General features: G+C 45.7%; 30 protein-coding genes. 6 read left to right on the plus strand and 24 right to left on the minus strand.

What is annotated here, in order from left to right; translation table 11 throughout:
* Positions 1-45 precede the first annotated feature (45 nt).
* From EKM83_RS03935 to EKM83_RS13510, 17 genes are all read right to left on the minus strand, one after another.
* Complete coding sequence (locus EKM83_RS03935; protein ID WP_125575330.1) at positions 46-606, minus strand: hypothetical protein; 561 nt, start codon at positions 604-606, stop codon at positions 46-48.
* Positions 607-843: 237 nt separating this feature from the next.
* Entirely contained in the window at positions 844-1,371 is a 528-nt protein-coding gene (locus tag EKM83_RS03940; RefSeq protein ID WP_125575331.1) for a hypothetical protein, read from the minus strand.
* 179 nt (positions 1,372-1,550) lie between these two features.
* Positions 1,551-1,763 carry a hypothetical protein gene (locus tag EKM83_RS03945; protein WP_125575332.1) on the minus strand — a complete coding sequence of 71 codons (213 nt, stop codon included), beginning with the start codon at positions 1,761-1,763 and terminating at the stop codon, positions 1,551-1,553.
* The gene (locus EKM83_RS03950; RefSeq protein WP_225418615.1) at positions 1,756-2,112 is read right to left on the minus strand and encodes a MazG-like family protein; all 357 of its coding nucleotides are present in this window, start codon (positions 2,110-2,112) and stop codon (positions 1,756-1,758) included. Before EKM83_RS03950 ends, EKM83_RS03945 begins: the two co-directional genes overlap by 8 nt.
* 233 nt (positions 2,113-2,345) lie before the next feature.
* Entirely contained in the window at positions 2,346-2,549 is a 204-nt protein-coding gene (locus EKM83_RS03955) for a hypothetical protein (RefSeq protein ID WP_125575333.1), read from the minus strand.
* A gap of 2 nt (positions 2,550-2,551) precedes the next feature.
* Positions 2,552-2,755 carry a hypothetical protein gene (locus tag EKM83_RS03960; protein ID WP_125575334.1) on the minus strand — a complete coding sequence of 68 codons (204 nt, stop codon included), beginning with the start codon at positions 2,753-2,755 and terminating at the stop codon, positions 2,552-2,554.
* A 12-nt stretch (positions 2,756-2,767) separates the two neighbouring features.
* Entirely contained in the window at positions 2,768-2,950 is a 183-nt protein-coding gene (locus EKM83_RS03965; RefSeq protein WP_125575335.1) for a hypothetical protein, read from the minus strand.
* Between the two features lie 240 nt (positions 2,951-3,190).
* The gene (locus EKM83_RS03970; protein ID WP_125575336.1) at positions 3,191-3,382 is read right to left on the minus strand and encodes a hypothetical protein; all 192 of its coding nucleotides are present in this window, start codon (positions 3,380-3,382) and stop codon (positions 3,191-3,193) included.
* Positions 3,363-3,602: a DUF3310 domain-containing protein gene (locus EKM83_RS03975; protein WP_125575337.1), complete on the minus strand. Its 240-nt coding sequence runs from the start codon at positions 3,600-3,602 to the stop codon at positions 3,363-3,365. Before EKM83_RS03975 ends, EKM83_RS03970 begins: the two co-directional genes overlap by 20 nt.
* A 5-nt stretch (positions 3,603-3,607) precedes the next feature.
* Positions 3,608-3,946 carry a hypothetical protein gene (locus EKM83_RS03980; protein ID WP_125575338.1) on the minus strand — a complete coding sequence of 113 codons (339 nt, stop codon included), beginning with the start codon at positions 3,944-3,946 and terminating at the stop codon, positions 3,608-3,610.
* Positions 3,939-4,403 carry a VRR-NUC domain-containing protein gene (locus EKM83_RS03985; RefSeq protein ID WP_318531774.1) on the minus strand — a complete coding sequence of 155 codons (465 nt, stop codon included), beginning with the start codon at positions 4,401-4,403 and terminating at the stop codon, positions 3,939-3,941. The genes EKM83_RS03980 and EKM83_RS03985 overlap by 8 nt, the downstream gene beginning before the upstream one ends.
* Positions 4,404-4,507: 104 nt before the next feature.
* Complete coding sequence (locus EKM83_RS03990; RefSeq protein ID WP_191987399.1) at positions 4,508-6,817, minus strand: phage/plasmid primase, P4 family; 2,310 nt, start codon at positions 6,815-6,817, stop codon at positions 4,508-4,510.
* A 17-nt stretch (positions 6,818-6,834) separates the two neighbouring features.
* A complete protein-coding gene (locus EKM83_RS03995) occupies positions 6,835-7,428 on the minus strand; it encodes a DUF669 domain-containing protein (RefSeq protein WP_125575339.1) in 594 nt (197 codons plus the stop codon).
* An 11-nt stretch (positions 7,429-7,439) separates the two neighbouring features.
* Positions 7,440-8,795, minus strand: a complete 1,356-nt coding sequence (locus tag EKM83_RS04000; protein ID WP_125575340.1) for a DEAD/DEAH box helicase — start codon at positions 8,793-8,795, stop codon at positions 7,440-7,442.
* Positions 8,725-9,498 carry an AAA family ATPase gene (locus EKM83_RS04005; protein ID WP_125575341.1) on the minus strand — a complete coding sequence of 258 codons (774 nt, stop codon included), beginning with the start codon at positions 9,496-9,498 and terminating at the stop codon, positions 8,725-8,727. Before EKM83_RS04005 ends, EKM83_RS04000 begins: the two co-directional genes overlap by 71 nt.
* A 2-nt stretch (positions 9,499-9,500) precedes the next feature.
* The gene (locus EKM83_RS04010) at positions 9,501-10,358 is read right to left on the minus strand and encodes a DUF1351 domain-containing protein (RefSeq protein ID WP_125575342.1); all 858 of its coding nucleotides are present in this window, start codon (positions 10,356-10,358) and stop codon (positions 9,501-9,503) included.
* Positions 10,351-10,479, minus strand: coding sequence for a hypothetical protein (locus EKM83_RS13510; RefSeq protein ID WP_263853773.1), 129 nt, complete (start codon positions 10,477-10,479; stop codon positions 10,351-10,353). Before EKM83_RS13510 ends, EKM83_RS04010 begins: the two co-directional genes overlap by 8 nt.
* A gap of 253 nt (positions 10,480-10,732) precedes the next feature.
* On the opposite strand from EKM83_RS13510, the gene EKM83_RS04015 reads away from it, so the two are divergent.
* The gene (locus EKM83_RS04015; protein WP_125575343.1) at positions 10,733-11,068 is read left to right on the plus strand and encodes a hypothetical protein; all 336 of its coding nucleotides are present in this window, start codon (positions 10,733-10,735) and stop codon (positions 11,066-11,068) included.
* Here the strand turns inward: EKM83_RS04015 and EKM83_RS13260 are convergent.
* The 4 genes from EKM83_RS13260 to EKM83_RS04030 all read right to left on the minus strand — a co-directional run bounded on the left by EKM83_RS13260 (position 11,051) and on the right by EKM83_RS04030 (position 12,095).
* Positions 11,051-11,188 carry a hypothetical protein gene (locus EKM83_RS13260; RefSeq protein ID WP_164505586.1) on the minus strand — a complete coding sequence of 46 codons (138 nt, stop codon included), beginning with the start codon at positions 11,186-11,188 and terminating at the stop codon, positions 11,051-11,053. The genes EKM83_RS04015 and EKM83_RS13260 overlap by 18 nt on opposite strands.
* Positions 11,189-11,316: 128 nt before the next feature.
* Positions 11,317-11,586, minus strand: a complete 270-nt coding sequence (locus EKM83_RS04020) for a hypothetical protein (protein WP_125575344.1) — start codon at positions 11,584-11,586, stop codon at positions 11,317-11,319.
* Positions 11,587-11,678: 92 nt separating this feature from the next.
* Positions 11,679-11,873, minus strand: coding sequence for a hypothetical protein (locus EKM83_RS04025; protein WP_125575345.1), 195 nt, complete (start codon positions 11,871-11,873; stop codon positions 11,679-11,681).
* Between the two features lie 12 nt (positions 11,874-11,885).
* Positions 11,886-12,095: a transcriptional regulator gene (locus tag EKM83_RS04030; RefSeq protein WP_225418616.1), complete on the minus strand. Its 210-nt coding sequence runs from the start codon at positions 12,093-12,095 to the stop codon at positions 11,886-11,888.
* Between the two features lie 51 nt (positions 12,096-12,146).
* Here EKM83_RS04030 and EKM83_RS04035 point away from each other — a divergent pair, with 51 nt between their 5' ends.
* On the plus strand, positions 12,147-12,503 hold the full coding sequence (locus EKM83_RS04035; RefSeq protein WP_125575346.1) for a DUF2513 domain-containing protein: 357 nt from the start codon (positions 12,147-12,149) through the stop codon (positions 12,501-12,503).
* On the opposite strand, the gene EKM83_RS13265 is transcribed toward EKM83_RS04035, so the two are convergent.
* Entirely contained in the window at positions 12,456-12,650 is a 195-nt protein-coding gene (locus tag EKM83_RS13265; RefSeq protein WP_164505587.1) for a hypothetical protein, read from the minus strand. The genes EKM83_RS04035 and EKM83_RS13265 overlap by 48 nt on opposite strands.
* A 258-nt stretch (positions 12,651-12,908) precedes the next feature.
* On the opposite strand from EKM83_RS13265, the gene EKM83_RS04040 reads away from it, so the two are divergent.
* The 4 genes from EKM83_RS04040 (at position 12,909) to EKM83_RS04055 (ending at position 15,661) form a co-directional block, all read left to right on the plus strand.
* On the plus strand, positions 12,909-13,223 hold the full coding sequence (locus EKM83_RS04040) for a helix-turn-helix domain-containing protein (RefSeq protein ID WP_125575347.1): 315 nt from the start codon (positions 12,909-12,911) through the stop codon (positions 13,221-13,223).
* Between the two features lie 2 nt (positions 13,224-13,225).
* Positions 13,226-13,639, plus strand: a complete 414-nt coding sequence (locus EKM83_RS04045) for an ImmA/IrrE family metallo-endopeptidase (RefSeq protein ID WP_125575348.1) — start codon at positions 13,226-13,228, stop codon at positions 13,637-13,639.
* A 64-nt stretch (positions 13,640-13,703) separates the two neighbouring features.
* Positions 13,704-14,348, plus strand: a complete 645-nt coding sequence (locus tag EKM83_RS04050) for a hypothetical protein (RefSeq protein ID WP_125575349.1) — start codon at positions 13,704-13,706, stop codon at positions 14,346-14,348.
* Positions 14,349-14,539: 191 nt separating this feature from the next.
* Positions 14,540-15,661: a site-specific integrase gene (locus EKM83_RS04055; RefSeq protein WP_125575350.1), complete on the plus strand. Its 1,122-nt coding sequence runs from the start codon at positions 14,540-14,542 to the stop codon at positions 15,659-15,661.
* 227 nt (positions 15,662-15,888) lie between these two features.
* Here the strand turns inward: EKM83_RS04055 and EKM83_RS04060 are convergent, their stop codons facing one another.
* Together EKM83_RS04060 and EKM83_RS04065 are read right to left on the minus strand one after the other, a co-directional pair.
* The gene (locus EKM83_RS04060; RefSeq protein WP_449807410.1) at positions 15,889-16,890 is read right to left on the minus strand and encodes an AI-2E family transporter; all 1,002 of its coding nucleotides are present in this window, start codon (positions 16,888-16,890) and stop codon (positions 15,889-15,891) included.
* 64 nt (positions 16,891-16,954) lie between these two features.
* Positions 16,955-17,554: a DUF1054 family protein gene (locus EKM83_RS04065; RefSeq protein WP_125575352.1), complete on the minus strand. Its 600-nt coding sequence runs from the start codon at positions 17,552-17,554 to the stop codon at positions 16,955-16,957.
* Positions 17,555-17,578: the final 24 nt, after the last annotated feature.

Here is a 17,578-nt window from a genome sequence, read left to right on the forward strand (position 1 = left end):
TAATCCCTCCTTAATCATTAGCGTGATTTTGCAATTAAGACACTACTATTTAATCATCGTCCATTTAATATTTTCACCGTCATGATACCAAGTTTTTAGAAAAACATCTTTAATGTATTTCTTTCCTATGCTTCCTGAACGATCTTTAACTTTAATCATAAAAATCAAATTTTCCGGTTTAACTGAATATTCAGTGCAAAGGTCTTTTAAGATTCCAGCACTGGGGGAAATACTATATTGTCCAGTCTCGCCTGGAATTAGAACAGCATGATTATTTTCATTTTCATACAGATATGGTGCACTAGCACCAATGATGGTTGAACCTGTATCCCAACCCAGCCATGAAACACCAGCAAAAAGATAAATGGTATCAATGCTGACAGCCTTTTCTGATGATTTATTTCTGACATCTATCAGAATACGCACTTGTCCATCTGCTTCCATATGGGCATGGTTAGCTATCTTAGTTGATATTCGTATCTTTTTACTCTTATGTGATGCGTGTATCGAATATAATAACCCACTTGCCGTTATTAAGCCTGTGACCCAACTAGACCATGATCCTACCTCTAGTCCTAAAAAACTAAGAGCCAATGAATTAAGCATAATTACTTTCTCCTTCAAATTTAGTACATTGAATTACAGCATAACAAAACCCCAGCATTACTGCTAGGGTCAGTCTGAAGGAGATGTAATAATGGAAAATGCCAGTGGTAGGATTTGCACCTCACAACGGCAAGGCTGAATTGAAGGAGGCTTGGTACCTCAATTCAGCTGTGTCTACCTATTGCACCACCGCAATACGCATTCTTTAAATTTATATCACAATATCATAGTAACTCTTTAGTTCGGCGTTTTGTGGACATCCATTCGGCGCGTTTTGGACATATCGTTTAGAGCGTCGATGCCGAACATCATGATCGACAACTCATCAATTGCTTTGCGTTCATCTCTCCGAATAGTCTTTTCGTCAACCTGGTAGAAGTCAGCCAGCTGTAATCGCGTCAACTTGCCATCAATCAAGTACAGCTTCTTGATCACATCATACCGACGCTGCTCTTCAAACGTCCCAGCCTTACAAATTTCTTCATACCGACTGAGAATGTTATTGACGAACTCCATCATCTCTTTCGACCGCACGCGGTACCCCAGTAAGGAGTACAGACTCCGTTCATACTGAGACAGTGGCACGTCGTCATGAACCTCCGGCATATCCACGTTGAGGTGGCTCTCCAATAACTGGTAGTGAGACAGCAATGATTTGGTGTTTCGTAGCTCCAATTCTGACTCGCTTTTAGAGAATTTCTTACCGCGTGTAATCAGCCCATCAACAATTTTACGGATGCTCGAGTCAGACAGTTCAATTGCCATTCAGCAGCACCTCCCGGATAACTGCATTGCGTTCGGAACTAGACAGCCGATGATAGGCTACGTGCACATTGTGAGGTAACTTGTAAACGTGATTGCTAATCCACACCAGGGAGCGGATAATATCCCGGCACTGGTCCTCAAATACGGTTAGCAGGTAATTTCGAAACGTCTTTTGATCATCAGTCATCACTATCAGTCCCCTTCCCATCTTCTAATTGCAACGACTTCAAGATATCTTGCATATCACCATCGAGTTCCCAAGTTCGGCCACTTACAAAATATACCGTCACTCCTCCCGTTAAAGGATTGAACTCATATGACTCAATATTATTTTGGTTTGCAACAGCCATTTCATTGCCAGCACCGTAGGTTCCCCAAGGGATTTTACTCATTCAAGTCCACCTCCTTCACAAAAACGCCATTGACCAACTTCCCCTTACGGCCGCTAATTTGCTCGTAGGCAAGTTCTAAACAGTCTCGGATAGATAATCCACGTTGTTGGCAGTAGATAGTCAGAACCACCAGAATATCGCCAACGCTATCAATTTCTTGCACTACCTGTTTCTTGTTGTAGGCAGCGGACAGCTCGCCAACCTCTTCAATCAGCTTTAACAATTGCTTAGCTGAATCTTGCGTGTCTAACTTTCGAGCGGCTGACCACTCTTCAATTTTTGGAATAAGACTATCCATTTGCTGATACCTCTCAATCATTAATAGCTTATCTGTCAGTGACTTTGCCATACATCGCCCCTCCTAAATGTGGTTCCGTTTGATAAACGGTGTGCTCGCATACTCCATAATTACTTGTACCACTCGACTAGGAACGTTTCGTACTTCAAAATAATTAAGTGCCTGAGTATCGACGCTCCCATATGCAGTTGGGCTGCTATCATACTTCTCGAAAATCAGACTGGTGCCCGACGGCACTACCTCATAACCAAGTTTCTTCATAGCAGCGGTAAATTCAGCTGTCGTCATGGCTCTTCACCTACCAGTCTTCGTCCACACATGGGGCAATAGTTGATAACTCGCGTACTATCCCCATCCCCGTCATAATATTCTACGAGAATCACCGGATAACCGGTATCACTAGTATCAACAAAAACTTGAAAATCGCTGTTAGCTGGATCATTTAAGTCTGCCTTTCCGTGGCAGTATGGACAAGTTTTATCAGCCATGGTTATTCCCCCATAAGCATTCTCAGGTACCCAGTCAATGCTGCCAAACCATTCTTGGTAAACTTTACAGAAACAATTTGGTCGTTCTTCCGTGCAAACTGTTTCGTTACTGTAATGGTATAAGTTCCATCGCGATTGTCAGAAATACCTAACGTGCCTTCAATTACTTTAGGTTCCGTCAGTGCTACTTGTTCATATTGTGTCATTTGTCTTCCTCCTTAAATGACTCCCCGCTTGCCCTTTTTCACTTTAACGATGCTATCGTTAGAAACCACGGTTCCAAAGCCGTTGTTAAACGTCACCATAACGGCTCCCTTGCCAACTTGAAAAACTTCCCCGTTTACGGTTGCGCCATTACGATCATGCCAGTAAACTACATCTCCAATTTCGATGTTTTTCATTTGAGTTCCTCCAATAAATTCTTAGTCGACTTCAGCTCATAAACCGCTCTAGTTTCTTCCGTTGCAACTCCCGCTCGAACCGCCTTTGCTAGCCGCGAGTTACTGACAAATTCATAATACGACAGCCTAGAAAGTGCTCCCTCCACAGTCGCGGCTTCAACCGTTACCGTCCGAGTGTACGGGTATAATTCAGGACGACGAAATTCGTTGACAATTAAATATTTGTGCATGGTATACCTCCTATTGGTTGTCGGACATTGCGTCCATAAACTGGCAGTACCAAATATAGCAAGATCGCCTATATTCCTTGACGTGGTCACTAATCCAGTTAGTTGCCCCTGTCTTTGACAAGTTGGTTGGCTCATCAATATAAAGTTCTGCGGCAATTTTTCGAACAAACTTTTTCTGTTTTTCAGTCGCCTTGTCGTCCACTTTTATCCTCCTCATGCTGAATCAACCGGTCCAGATAAGTCCGAGCTTTATACAGATCTTCCAGACCATTCTTGCCTTGATATCTGACAACGTACTTAATCACGTTGCCAACCATAAAACCGACAAACTGCACATTGGTGAGTACACCGGTCTCAAAATGGTCAAACAAGTCTTGGCCCCCATGCTGGTAATACAGTGGTCGAATATCCTTATCAGTCATACGTTTCACTTCCTTCGTCGCCGCTTATACTTAAAACCATATTTTTTAAGCAGCATGTACAAATTGTTAATCGGCATGGGGTACTCACCATCGCTGGTTAGTTCCGAAATTGAGTTGACTCGTTCCAGAATTTCATCTGCCGTTAGTTCCATGGTCCCCATCTCACGTAAAGCGGCCAAAAGAATTACTTTGCGCTGTCGGGAATTGGTTTTTCGCTGATGATGACCACCTCTATAAAACGGCTTCGCAACTATTTGAAGCTCCTCAACCACTTCGTCAGGCGCTGTGGCGACACTGCCATAAAGGTTTTCAACTTTGCGAACCGCCTTTACAAGCTCATTCACGATTAACCACCTCCAAAGCATCATCCACGCTCCTAGCTACTCCATACAAAACCGGAAAAGATTTAATGAATTGTGCAAATAATTTCTGGTCTGGTCGCAAACGCCCCTTAGCGTTCTTAATTTCCAGACAGAAAAATCTACCATCCGAATGCCGGAACCCGCAGAGGTCGGGGAACCCTCGCGGAAATAACATAATTGTTTGTCCAGACTCTGTTCGGACACGGCCGGCGTTGCTACGGAATACGGTGAAACCTTTCTTCGATAGGGCCAGCATGATGTCTGTCTGAATTTTGTGCTCACTTTCGATCCTGATTACCTCCAATCTGTGACGGGTGTGACGACCCACTTTCTTACCCATCACACGCTCAGTTCTTACTCTCCCAACGCATGTGACGGGTGTGACTAGTGTGACGGCACTTTCAGACCCTTTTCTCTTATATACATTTATTTTTTTCATATCATGTTTTATAAGAAAAACTAGTCACACTAGTCACATCGCTTGAGGCTCTAAGCGTGACGGGTTATCTGGGTACCCGTCACAACCCATCACACCCGTCACACCTACTTCTTGTAGTTTGTCACCAAGTCAAATGGGGCCGTAAATTCTTGTACTTTAACACCGACGTAGTACGTACCTTGCCGGTCATGCTTCTTTTCAAATTTATTCCCCATTTCCTTACCAAATTTCGTTGAATTCATCAGATACTGAGAATTGTTGGTTGCCCAATCTTTATAACGTCGGTATAGCTCGGCCGCCCGAGCCATCTCATGCTTACCAATCGTGCAGCATTCTTCTAAGAACTCGGCCGTCACGTCCATTTCATTCCGGTAGGCCTGACTAGCTTCGACTACACTTGCCGGCGGCTTCAGTCCCTCTCTCTGCCACTTCAGGGCTCCCTCTACAGCCCAATTCAGTATGCCGACCTCTTCGCGTTGCAACTTGTACTTCAGATCCTTATCTACCCGGTTGTCTGGAATCTTGACCGCAAACGGGACTAGCATGAGTCGCCGCCAGATACCGTCATCGGTGCCCCGGATAATTGGTTTGTGGTTGGTAGCCAGCCATAGCTTAAACTCAAATTCCTTACCGTAAAGGTATCGGGCTGTCACTGTGTCACCACCGGTAAGTTGCTTCACCAGTCCTTCATCTAGTCGGAGACCGTCGTTGGGTTCACTGGAAGTTACCAGTCGGGCGCCCTCTAACCGAGCAATATCCGAGTTGGCAGCGGAACTGTTATTCTTCACCATGATTGAGTCGGCCTGCATCGACCGAGCGTAGTTTCCTAGGGTGTCGGCAATCGTATCAATGAAGATTGACTTACCGTTTCTCCCGTTACCATAGAGGATAAACATGACTTGCTCTTTCGTGGAGCCAGTGAGTGAGTACCCCACTGCCTTCTGCACGTAGTCAATCAGTTCTTTATCATCATTGAAAATTTGTTTCAAAAACTGGGTCCATTCCGGTGCATCAATCGTGTCGGTGTACTCCACCGCGGCCTGCCGGGAGAAAAGCTTCTTGATATCATGCTCACGAAGGATACCGCTGGTTAAATCCACAAACCCATTGGCTACGTTAAGCAACGTCTTATCACTATCAAACTCGCCATGGAGAACTGGAACCCGGTGTTTCAGCTCATCCATCATGGCTTTCTTACCTGCGTTGGAACGGGCTTTCTTGATGTGGTCATGAAACTTTTTCTCGGCTTTATCAGTTGAAAGGTCGCTATTCGGCGGTACCACAAGCTTCTCATTTTTCATATCATCAACAACTCGGTCCACTAAGCTGTGAATCTGACCAGTTTCATCCACAGACCAGAAACTGCCATTGTAGACCATCCAAGTTTTATCGGTGAATGAATACTTTACCAGCTCGCCATACCGATCCATAAACCGGTCGGCATTCCCGGTATCGTCCCAGCTTCGGGGCGGTGAATCTTTCTTCTTTTCTGTCTGGTTAGCAAACTCAAAGTTGTACTTCAATGGCTCCTTGCGGCGGCGATTGAAAACGTCTCGCGTCTCATTAATCGCTTTGTTTAGTGTTGCTACCCCATAAGTGGTCTTACCGTGTTTCTCGTCCCACTTAGGTCGCATCAAATTGGATTGCCGGTAAATCGAATCCATCTTTGTGAAGTCCCGACCAGTCCAGAATGCCAAGTCGTTAGCGAACGCGAGGTCAGCTTCCGACTGAGAGGCATAGAATTGCTCCCAACCACCTTCCATAAATAATTTGAATCGCTGTCCAGTACGGGAAGATTCAGCTCGCGCAATCACTTCCGTTTCCGACAAGTCATTCAACTGTGGAAGTTGCTGATTAGGTAAGGTGACAACATTGCTAGGCTTCAAATATCGGTCATATAGTAACTTCAAAAGTTTCGGCTCCGGCTCGCTAACTTCGTTGTGAGGACCAATCTGGTTACCCGTCATCGCGAAGAAACGCCCGTTCGTATACATCTCAACGTTACCTGACCGACGGCGATCACCCGGGATTTTACCCTTAACGATGATGTGGATGCCAGTCCCAGAAACGCTAGTCTCAGCATAAGACTTGGTGATTGTCAGGAAATGCTGTACTTCGTTATCGTCCACATCCCCACTCTTCCAACGTTCCAAGTCTTGTTCCAAGTGGTCCACGTCAATACCGATATACGGCGGCTGGAAATAGAATCCCAAGCCGTCCATGCCGTAGTCGCCCATCGCTTGTAGCGCTGTATCAAAGTCTGACCATGTGGACGGGTCGTTGGACTTACCGTCGCCGCCAGTATACGGGTCCTTGGGGTACTTGGCATACTTGTTGCGGTCCGGTTGCCACTTGAGTTTATAAAGTCCCCACCGCTTTAGGGACTTGAGTTCCTTGGGAATTCGTTCATACATCAGCAAGCCTCCTCGTATTAGAACGGTAAGTCTGAATCATCGACAACCGGTGCGTTCCCAGTACTAGCAAATGGATCACTATTATTGCCAGTCGAACTAGTAGTTGGCTGCGGAGTTGGTGCGTTCTTCTTGTCCTTAAAAGTATGCTGCACTTGTGGAAACTTCGTTACTTCGAAATTCCACGGTGCCACCCGGTTAACCGTGCTGGTCTCGCCATTGTAGGTGTTTTCTTCTTGTTTCACGAAAACCCGAACTGGTACACCGACAATCAACTTGATGAAATCATCCACAGTGTGTAGCGGTGTGCCTTCTGGGACCTTCGCCGCTTGCAGGATGTACTGGAAGCCATCCAAGTCATACTGGTTGGTCGCTTTGCGTTTCCAGTTATCCATGAAGATGTGGCGGTTGTGGAACTTTGCGTTGGTTTCTGCTAAGTCCGTCACCTTATCCAAATCGTTCCGGACTAACAAATCAATCTGCAATGTTTCGGCCCCATTCTTAGTGGCGTCTTCCTTAGCGTTATTGATGATCATTTCGTAGTTACCGGCGGGCACCGCATCGTAGTTACCGCCTGTGTTGTTTGAGTAGTCTGTGTTCATAAAGTCTGCCATTATTTTTCCTCCTAATTTTTAATCAACCCTAGTTGTTTCGCTTGAAACCACGCCCATCCTGGCTTATACCCCCGGGCTTTCGCAATTCCATACAGGTCTTCCATGCTCTGGGCCTCACTAGGCTTCATCCGACCGTAGCGGACCGTGTTGTACTCGGTTTTCATATCCAATCGGCCGTGAATCTGCTCCAGCTTGACTTCTTGGTCAACCTCAATTTCAGACTCACTGCGTTGAATAGCTTTACCACATACCGGACAGACTGTGGATGAAGCTGGGATTACCGCGAAACAGAACTCGCAGGTTCTAATTGGCAGTGCATCGCTGGCTTTCTTCTTACGTTTCTTCCGGTCGTCCAAGGTCCAGGTATGCTCATCATCCGGCAACCCAAAACGCGTATAGTTCGCAACATGATCAATGATGGTCGCCACTTTATTCGGTCGGTAGCGCATCGAACGCATCGACTGCTGGATATAGAGCACCAATGATTCAGTCGGTCGGAGCATGATGACTACCGAACAATCTGGGACGTTGAAGCCTTCACTAATTAGGTCAACATTGCAAAGCACTTTCAATTCGCCTGACTTAAAGTCAGTCATGATTTTATTGCGCTTGGCTGCGGGCGTTTTTGCATCAGCGTGTTCGGCGTTGATACCAGCCGCCCTGAACGCTCCCGCCACTTCCTTGGAGAATTCCACTGAATGGGCGTAAACGATTGCCTGCTGGCCCGCCGTCTTCTCCTGGTAGGTCTTAACGACATCCCCAAAGATGGTTCGCCCAACCGCATCATCCATTGACTTTGTGGTGTAGTCACCGGTACTCGACTTTTTCAATTTCTCATCGTTGACCAACTTGACTGAAAAATATTTATACGGTGCCAAGTAGTGATTTTCAATTAACCAATCAATTGAGGGCCCCAGCACCAACTCATCGTACACATCATGCAACCCTTTGCCGTTTAATCGCCATGGAGTGGCCGTGAATCCCAACCGCGGCACTCCCGCGTAATAGTTATAGATGCTCTGATAAGTCTTGGCCAAACTGTGGTGAGTCTCATCAGTGATAATCAACGTCGGAATCGGTAAGATATCCAATCTGTGGGCAATCTTCCCCACTGTTTGAACCGTACATTTAGTCAAGTCAACATCATTCTCCCGGAAAGATTGTTTGATTTGACTGACCAACTCCTTACGGTGGACCATAAACATCACCTGACCGCCCTTAGCTACTGCGAGACGCGCGACCTCGGCAATCATGATCGATTTACCAGACCCGGCCGGAGATTGTAAGAGCACCGCTTTATTGCCCTTGGCTAGTGCCTGCCTTGCTTGGCTGACCAGCTTGGCTTGGTACGGATGGAGTTGGTACATCCACATCACCACCAATCTCTGTAAAAAGCGTCTCCGGTACCGCAAACTTACGATTATCCAGCTGATTCTTAGCAAACACCGCGTTCGACGGATGGAGGATGAACCCCCGGGCACCTGTCTTATCCGAGATAACCATTCGACCGACCACATTCATCAGTCCCATGATGTTGGTTGTGATTTTCTCACGCATTTGTGGCACAAACTGGTTGTAAGTCTGACCGGACGGCGTATCAATCTGCCGGGTAGTCTCCCATGCTGTGTAAATCTTATTGACACCAGGCCATGAGTTGACGAAACGGATCATATCAGGCAAGTAGAAGCCAAACTGGTTATAGTCCCCCATTTGAGGAATCCCCATATCAGCCCCGGACTTAGTCTTAGCCTCGTTAGCTTTCTCACCAAGCCAAGCTTGCTCAAACTCACTCAAATTGTCGAAGGCGATGTTATCGTAGTTGCCAATCTGGGTCTTATAGATCTCTCCTAGTAGCGTGCGGGCCCCTTCTAGCGGGTGTTTCGTGTCTAGCTTGACCACATCGATATTGGGAACCCCAGCCAGAACGTTAGTCGTTCGGTCAACATCGATGACCAGAGTCCGACCAGGAAGATACCGCAGTGTGGTCGTCTTACCCACACCAGGCTGAGCGTAAATCAGCATCGAAAAGTCTTGCCCCCGCTTGATGTCAGTTGCGTGTTGAATTTCCACGGCTATCCCTCCCGTTCATACTTGATGCCTTCAGAGTCCATGTAGCTTTTCAACAACTTCATTTGTGGAATAGTAGCCGTAATCTTCAATACAACGGCACGTGAGACCACTTCGCCGGTATTGGTATCAACTACCGTATCACCCTTAGTCTGCTGGTGTGTGCGTTCCTCGGCGGCCTTAGCTTCTAGTTGGCGTTGCTTCTCAGCCTGCCGTTCCACCTGGTTGTCAATGGCCTTCATCAGGTAGTCCACATCTTGTCCATGCTTGACCTGGTCAGCCCAACCGGCGGGATCCACGCCCTGAACTGTGGCATACTTGGTAATCGTCTCGGTATCGGCGGCCAGCTGGTCAGCCGCTTTCTTGGTAGCCGTCATGGCACCAGCGATACCATCGACAATCTGTTTCTTAGTGGCCGATTTATTTAGCCAAGACGGTTCAATTTCAATTGCGTCAGGTTCCACGCCGTAGCTGGGGGCCATCTCAGCAATCAGGCCTTCAACCCTTTCTTGCTTGGCAGCGCGTTCTTGAGCGATGACTTCCTTGATTTTTACGTCAAGCGGAGAAATAACTCCGTCAATCTGGTCCTTGAAGGCCCCCATTTGCTTGTCGAAAATCTTGACTGGTTCGGCATACTGCCGCTTGACGGCTAGGCGCTTCTCATCAATTGCCTTGGACACTTTGTTCAGACTTGCCCGCATGGATTTTGTATCTTTGATGTTATCCGCAGTCACCACGAAATCTTGACCATACTTGGCGACAATTGCGGACACGGCTTGTTGGACCTGATCAAGGTTCTTGATGGTAATTGGCGATGGATGAACATCCACGGCCGGTTCAACGATCATTAACTCATTAGCCATTCAGTTCCACCCCTTCCAACTTCAGGTAATACTCATACTGCTGGAACCGGTAGTAGGCCAAATTCTCGTAGCCTACTGGGGTTTGCAAAAACTTCTGGTGCCAGTATTCGCTCTTCTTCATTGAAAAATGCCTCGCTTTCCGGTACGATAACCGTAGATAAATGTTTTTCTGGGGCTCGTTAGCGGTGCAACGCTAACGGGTCTCTTCTTTGGCTGTGGATTAAACGTTTGAAATGCTGTTTTCCATAAATTAAGCGTAGTGTTATTAGTTAATTTCACTTACATGTCCCTCCAATGTCACCTAGATGGCACCCACGTGTCATTCCTTTTCTTTCTGGCAATTGATATACTCTTCCTAGAAAGGAGGTGATTAAATGAGTAACAATGATTTTGACCTCAGCATCAATGGACTTGATGAGGTTCAAGGATTTCTAGATAAAGCTGAAAAAGGCGTTAAAGAGCTTGATGGCAAAAATGAAGTTGAACTCGGTGCCGTACTCACCGACAATTTCATTTCGACCCACACGAAGTTCAACGACTTCGACTCTTGGTGGAAATCCTCAGGTTTTGATGTTTCCGATCCTCATGAAGTTCCTGATGCTGATTTAGCCTCATTTATCAAAGAAACTAGTGACTTCAATAGCTATGATGCTATGGTTGAAGATGCCCTCGGTGGTTACCTTGCTAACAAACTAGGATTTGATAACTAGCTTAAACTCCTTGATTTTGTTAATGGTTTCATCTAGCTGCTTTGTTTGCTCTTCGGCAAGCACGAGCAGCTTTTTTAATTCATCTAAATCTTTTATTGAAAATTTAATCTTGGGTTCCATTATTTTCGCCACCTTTCATAACCAATTCTCAATAAGCCGCCAAGCCCGAAAATTACTACAAAGATCGTTACTGCTGTCACTCTGTAACCTCCAATTACCCTATCCATCATTAGGCGCTGTCCACGACTTTAAAATTCAGTGATAGATAGAATTGCTCGTTTCAATTCACTTGGTTCATAAAATACCTTGTTAGATTCTTTGTAGCGACGTTCAATCAACTTTACTTGCGGCTTGTTCTTGATGTTCTTATCGAAGAAAGCACGCGAGACGCAAAGTTCCTTAAAGGCCGTATCACGATCTAACATGATATATTCTCGAATAATTGTTTGTAGCCGTGGTCCTAGATACTTCTCAACTTCCGTGGCTACAGCATTATCAACAACTGCCTCCAACTCCATACCAGCTCACCTCTATTCGAACATGTCGTTGATTCCGTAATGGCCGACCAACCAGCCAACGAGGAGAAACATTAGTAACTTAGCTGTGATCATCAGTCTTCCTCGCTTTCTTCAATCTCAACGTTCTTCAAACCGTAAGTGATGAATCGCTGAACGATTTTATTAACTGTCAGTCCCGTTTCGGCTTTCAGTGCTAAAAGCTGAGCGTGTAGGTCTGTGTCAATGTAGACCGGCCGAGTACTCTTGGCTTCTTTCTCTTTGTAGATTACTAAACGTGGTTTTGCCATGATTCTTTCCTCCTAATCTTGAATGTCCAAAACTCGATAGACTTTCTGTCGAATTTCAACCGACTTGGGCGACATATCCGCATGAATCGCGCGGTTAAGTTGCACGGGTTTTTCGTTGATCAGACTAGCCAACTCCACCTGCGTCATGTCTTTTTCAAGTAGACGCATCTTGATGCGGTTGGTGATGGCTTTAGCACCATCGACTAAACTTTGTTCGGTCACTGTTATTCACTTCCTTTTGATATAATTTAAAATTAAGGTGGTGGATAAATAATGAAGATTAACTACAATGCGTTACGCTCAACTATGGTTACATTTCAATCAGAACCAATGAATCCCAATGTAGAAGATGTGATAGATAAAACTATCGCTGAGGGATTCACTCGAGAAGATGTCACGTACGCTGTAAAGCAAGCCATTGATTCTGGACTACTTCAAGGAAATATAATGTCGACACTCTCCGGCTCTCTTTTCTTTACTGTTAGTGACATAACCCCTCAGGGACACCAGTTTATTGATGCCATAACTGAAGATACGCACTGGAATCGTGTTAAGAGTTTTTTAAAGGAAGAAGGACTCCCATTAACAGTCGGTACGATCAGTAAGGCCATTGCTAAAATCTTCTTTTAGAAACTCATCAGCTAAATAGGTGATCTGGACCTCCACTTTTTGATGGAGGTTTCTTTTTACTTGAACATCAACAACATTCTTCTGCGCAACACCATTGACGAAAATACCGTCCTTGTTCTCACGTATGGATAGCCGTTTCTTTGCCATATTATTTTCACCCCTTTCGGTAATTTCTTTATCAAGTAGTTGCTTTATTTTCGACTATGGTCTAAAATAAGCGTATAAGACATAAGCAAATAAGCCCTTCCTATCAGTGTCTACTCGCCAAAGCCTTCACTGACAGGACTTGGTTTCTTATTGCTTAATTACTTGATGAATACATTATTGCACTAAAGTCTAAAAATGTAAAGCATGTTATTTCACTTTAGTCTAATTTGTATTGTCAATATTAGGAGAAATGCTGATATGACACTACTTGAGCGAATAAAAAAATTAGCCAAAAGTCGTGGATATTCTTTATCTGCTTTAAATGATAAAGCAGGCCTTGGAAAGAACACAATTTATTCTTGGAAGCACAAAGATCCTAGTACAGAAAATCTACAGAAAGTTGCCAGTGTCTTAAGCGTTACGGTGGATTACCTACTTGGAGAAGAGGGTGAGGCTGAATCACCCAAGAAGTCAGTTGACTTAAACGATGATGATGCTCTTTTAACTTTTGATGGGAAACCAATTCCTGAAGAAGATCGAGAACTTATCAAACGATTACTGCGAGGTAAATAAGTATGGATGATATCATGACAGAACTAATCAATTACGCAATGTGGGAAAAGCACATCTCCGTGAAACTGTCCTCTGAGTTGTCCCCGTACACACCTTCCGTGGCTGACTCTGAGACAAGAAGTATTCTAATCAACACCAACTGGTATCTTCAACAGCAGTTGCCCTTGCACCTAGCACATGAAATAGCCCACATCATAAATGGTGATCATGCCACCCATCCGTTGTACTTTAGTCCAATGCAATCTGATTACAAAATGGAATTGAACGCCAACCGAACTGCCATCAAACTTCTCATTCCATACTACTTACAGGAACGGAGTTCAGAACAAGTCAATGTAACCGAATTCATGACTTGTTTTGTCATTCCCTCTCATTTGGAAAACATTGTGAGGGAGGAGCTACGCGAAGCCTTGTAATGAATTGACCAACAATGCCGACGTCATTAAAAGCTGCAAAACTACATACTGGAGGGTCTCCAACATGCAATTTGTATATCCACTCGCGCTTATCTCTGCCATGGTCTTCGGGGTATTATATTATTTAAGAGCTAGTGCTCGTCGCAAACAAAAGGCCTCAAAAATCTCTGGAAAGGTTCTGTTATATTCTCTTGGAGTAACCATTGTTCTCTTCGGACTCTCAGTTGCTTTTCCTGGTTCGTCAACAGACAATGCATCTTCAACCAACGAAAGCAGTACCTCCTCAGCTACATCCAGTTCCAGTGCTTCATCAGCTGAGAAAGATGAAAATGATGTTTTACAGAACTTGTCCGCAAAAGAGCTGAAAAAATACAATTCGGGACTGATTGATAGCTTATCAGAAGAGCAGCAGTGGGCATCCGACGGAAAGACAAAGTATAATGCTTCTCTTTACATCGACAATATGAAATACGACGGCAACCGCGGCTTGCTTGTATATGTCTCAGATGAATTTCCATCTTTAAGCAAGGATGACAAGACCACCGTAGCCAAGCACGCTCAAAGCATCGCAAACACTCAAGTGGTAATTTTAGGAAAAGATGTAGAAGCAGAGTCTTCCCCTTCAACCAACGTATATAGTGGTTCCAAGAAATTAGGACGCTCTACGATGACTTCCAACGACACAGAATTTAAATGGTTCAAATCATAAAAATTAAAAAAGCGCATCCCCTCCCGCCAAGAAGTAAGATGCGCTAGCCTAATACATATACGCTTGTAGATAAATCCGCAAGCTCTTTTAAGAATACATAGTTGTACCCTATTGGATTAATTATAAATTAAAGGAGGTGATGACACAACCTCTCCTAAACGGCGCTGTCCACGCATTTAAGGAGAATAATAATGAAACCAACAAAAACAGATTATAACAACGTTTTTTCGTATGAAACCAAGAAAGGTACACGCTGGATGTTCCGCTACCCCTTCCGCGACTCCTTTGGCAAGCGCCATGAGAAACAGGAACGTGGGTTCACCACGCCAATTGCTGCCCATAAAGCAGAGTTGGAAGCTGAGGTAATGGTTGTCAACGACGAAGCCAATCAGCTACTAGATTCGAACACGACGGTCCGTCAGTGGACGAAACATTTTCTCACTATGCGGCGTGCTGAATGGCGCCCCAACTACCGTCAAAATATGGAAACAGCTATCAATCGGTATATTCTGCCACTTCTTGGTGACCGTAAACTCGGCAAGCTAACCAAGATGGAATACAACTACCTGTTTATCCAACCGCAGCTGGAACATCTCAAACCGTCTTCTGTTCAAGCAAATCATCGATACTTCATGGTGATTATGAACGCCGCGGAAGAAAACGAAGTTATCACCCGTAACAAGCTCAAGGGCGTTCGCTTTAAAAAATCAGAACGGCGCAAACCATTCAGTGAGGATGATCTAGCTCGTTTCAACAAGCAGCTCCGAAAAGAACCAGCACCCCAGCGCATATTCTTCCAGTTATTAGAATCAACTGGTCTGCGACTGAGTGAGGGGCTTGGTCTTGAATGGCGCGACATTGACTTCAAAGCAAAGACGCTATCGGTTCAGCGGGCCCGAACGGCTAAGGGAATTGGGCCTACTAAGACCCCTTCCAGTGTTCGTACTATTTCAATTGATGAGAGTATGCTTGCTAGCCTACACAAGTTTATGATTCAAGCCAAATCTGATAGTCTCCAGATGGGCAACAAGTATACTGACAAGCAATTCATCTTCGCTTTCAAACATGTCTCAGCACATTACTACTTCCAAAACATCATCGAATCAGCGGGCATTGAGTCAGGCCGTTACGTCATCCACAGTTTGCGCCACACCCATGCGACCATTTTGATGGGTGCCGGCGTGAGCCCGGTCGATGTCGCCAATCGCCTTGGTCATTCTGACCCGGCTATTACCCTAAGAATCTACGCTCACGCGATTAAAGGCAACGACCAGAAGAACGCTGAACTCTTCGCTAAAATTGCTAACCTTTAGTCAGCTGTGGGAGATTCTGTGGGAGATTTTATTTTTCGAAATACGGAATCCCTTGATACCAGTGCATTGAAGCCCATTTCTTGTAGTAAATGAATACTACAACCGTTAAGATTAATTCTGACTGGTTTAAAAGATCTCGCCTTTGGGCGGGATTTTTTGTTTGGGCACTTTTTTGATCAATTTGACCAAAAGACGCCAGGCCCCCCGGCCCAGCGTCTTTCCTTTACTCACTTTTCACTCGCCTGTTCCGAAGTGATTCGGTGGGGCTTCAGCTGAACGTCAAAGACTTCCAGGAAGAATGCCACGAGTGGTACCCCTACGATCAGGCCCCAGGCACCGAAAATCCGCTCACTGACAATCAACGTGATGAAGGTCACGAAGATTGGCAAGTTGGTGGCGTTGGCCATCAGCCGTGGGTGTAAGAAGTATGATTCGAACATGTGAATCAAAATCACTAACACCAAAACTGCCACGACACGAATCAGACCGCCCGTTAAGAAGGCGACGACCGTTAATGGAATCAAGGAGATCAAGACCCCCGCTACCGGAATCAAACCCAGGAAGAAAACCATGATGCCCAGGATCAACAGGCTAGGCATACCAATGATCCACAGTCCCAAGACCATCAAAATCGTGTTGATGGTGCAGATAATCAGTTGGGTTTCGATGACCGTCCCAAAGATTCGAACGAATTTCAAAATCAGCTGACCCATCGGCACGAACAATCCCGCAAAGCGGCTCTTCGTAAAGGCGTGGACAAATGTCTTCAACTGATTTTTCGTCAGGTTAAAGATGAAACTGAAGAAAAATGCCAGCAGAATCGTTTCCACTCCTGAACTAAAGCGAGACAACTGACCCATTCCACTGGTCAGAATCGTCTTCCCATTACTGATGACGGAAGCGTTCTGCGAGAGATTTTTAATCAGTCGGGTCAGCTCCGTCTCCAGTTGTGGGTAAGTATTAATCAATTTATCAAGTGCATTGGGCAAATTTGACGCCTCGGAAACCAGCGGCGGGATGATTTGGCCAAATGCCGCGACTAAGATGGCCAGGAACAACACGTAGACCAGCAGTGTTGACCACAGATGGTGCACGTGAAAATGATGTTCGATGCCCGTGATGGCCGCATCCCCCAGATAAATGAAAATCACCGTAAACAGGGCTAACGACAAAAAGGCGTGCGCTTCCCAGGCAATGATGATCAGCAGTACCAAGGCGATATAGGTCATCGTCAGCGGATTTTTCCACACCCGCTTGAATAAGTTACTCACAGAAAAACTCCCTTCGTTGCGGTCAGATACGAATCAGTTGGTCATACAGCGGCAACAACGCCGCCACCGTGTCTTGGATGACCTGAACCTGCTGGGCGGGCGTCCCGGTAAAGAAATCGCTGCCCCGCAAAAAATTCCGGCCGACCTGCCATTCAGCGTGCCGCTGCGGCTGTTGGCGCATCAGCTCCTGATACGTTTCACGCGTCAGTGGCCGCCCACAATTCTTATCCGTATGGTCCCCACCGCATTCAAACCCCGCCGGCAGTTGGCACACCAAGTCCTCGGCCAGGCTACTCAACAACGCTTGGCGATTCTTCGCCTCCTGCAAGACAGCCAGCCAAATAAAGAACCGGTCATCCCAGAAGCCGACCTCGATATGCGGCAACATTTTATAGCCCCGCTTCGACGTACTAAAGGCCACCCAAGTATCTGGCGGCGGATTTTTAGACCGCCGACGATGCTGCGAAATGTGGTCGTAGATGGGCACCGCCAATTTGGCAAAGACCGGGTCCAGGTCCGTCACGGTCGCCTGAAACTTCGGGTCGATCTGTGCTCGAATCTTCCCCAATCGTCCAGGCAACGTGGTGTCGTCCCAAACGTGAAAGTCTTGATCCACGTACATTTGGTAAAGTCTCCTTCCCTGAAA

The organism is Levilactobacillus angrenensis, from assembly GCF_003946085.1.
GTDB classification, from domain to species: domain Bacteria; phylum Bacillota; class Bacilli; order Lactobacillales; family Lactobacillaceae; genus Levilactobacillus; species Levilactobacillus angrenensis.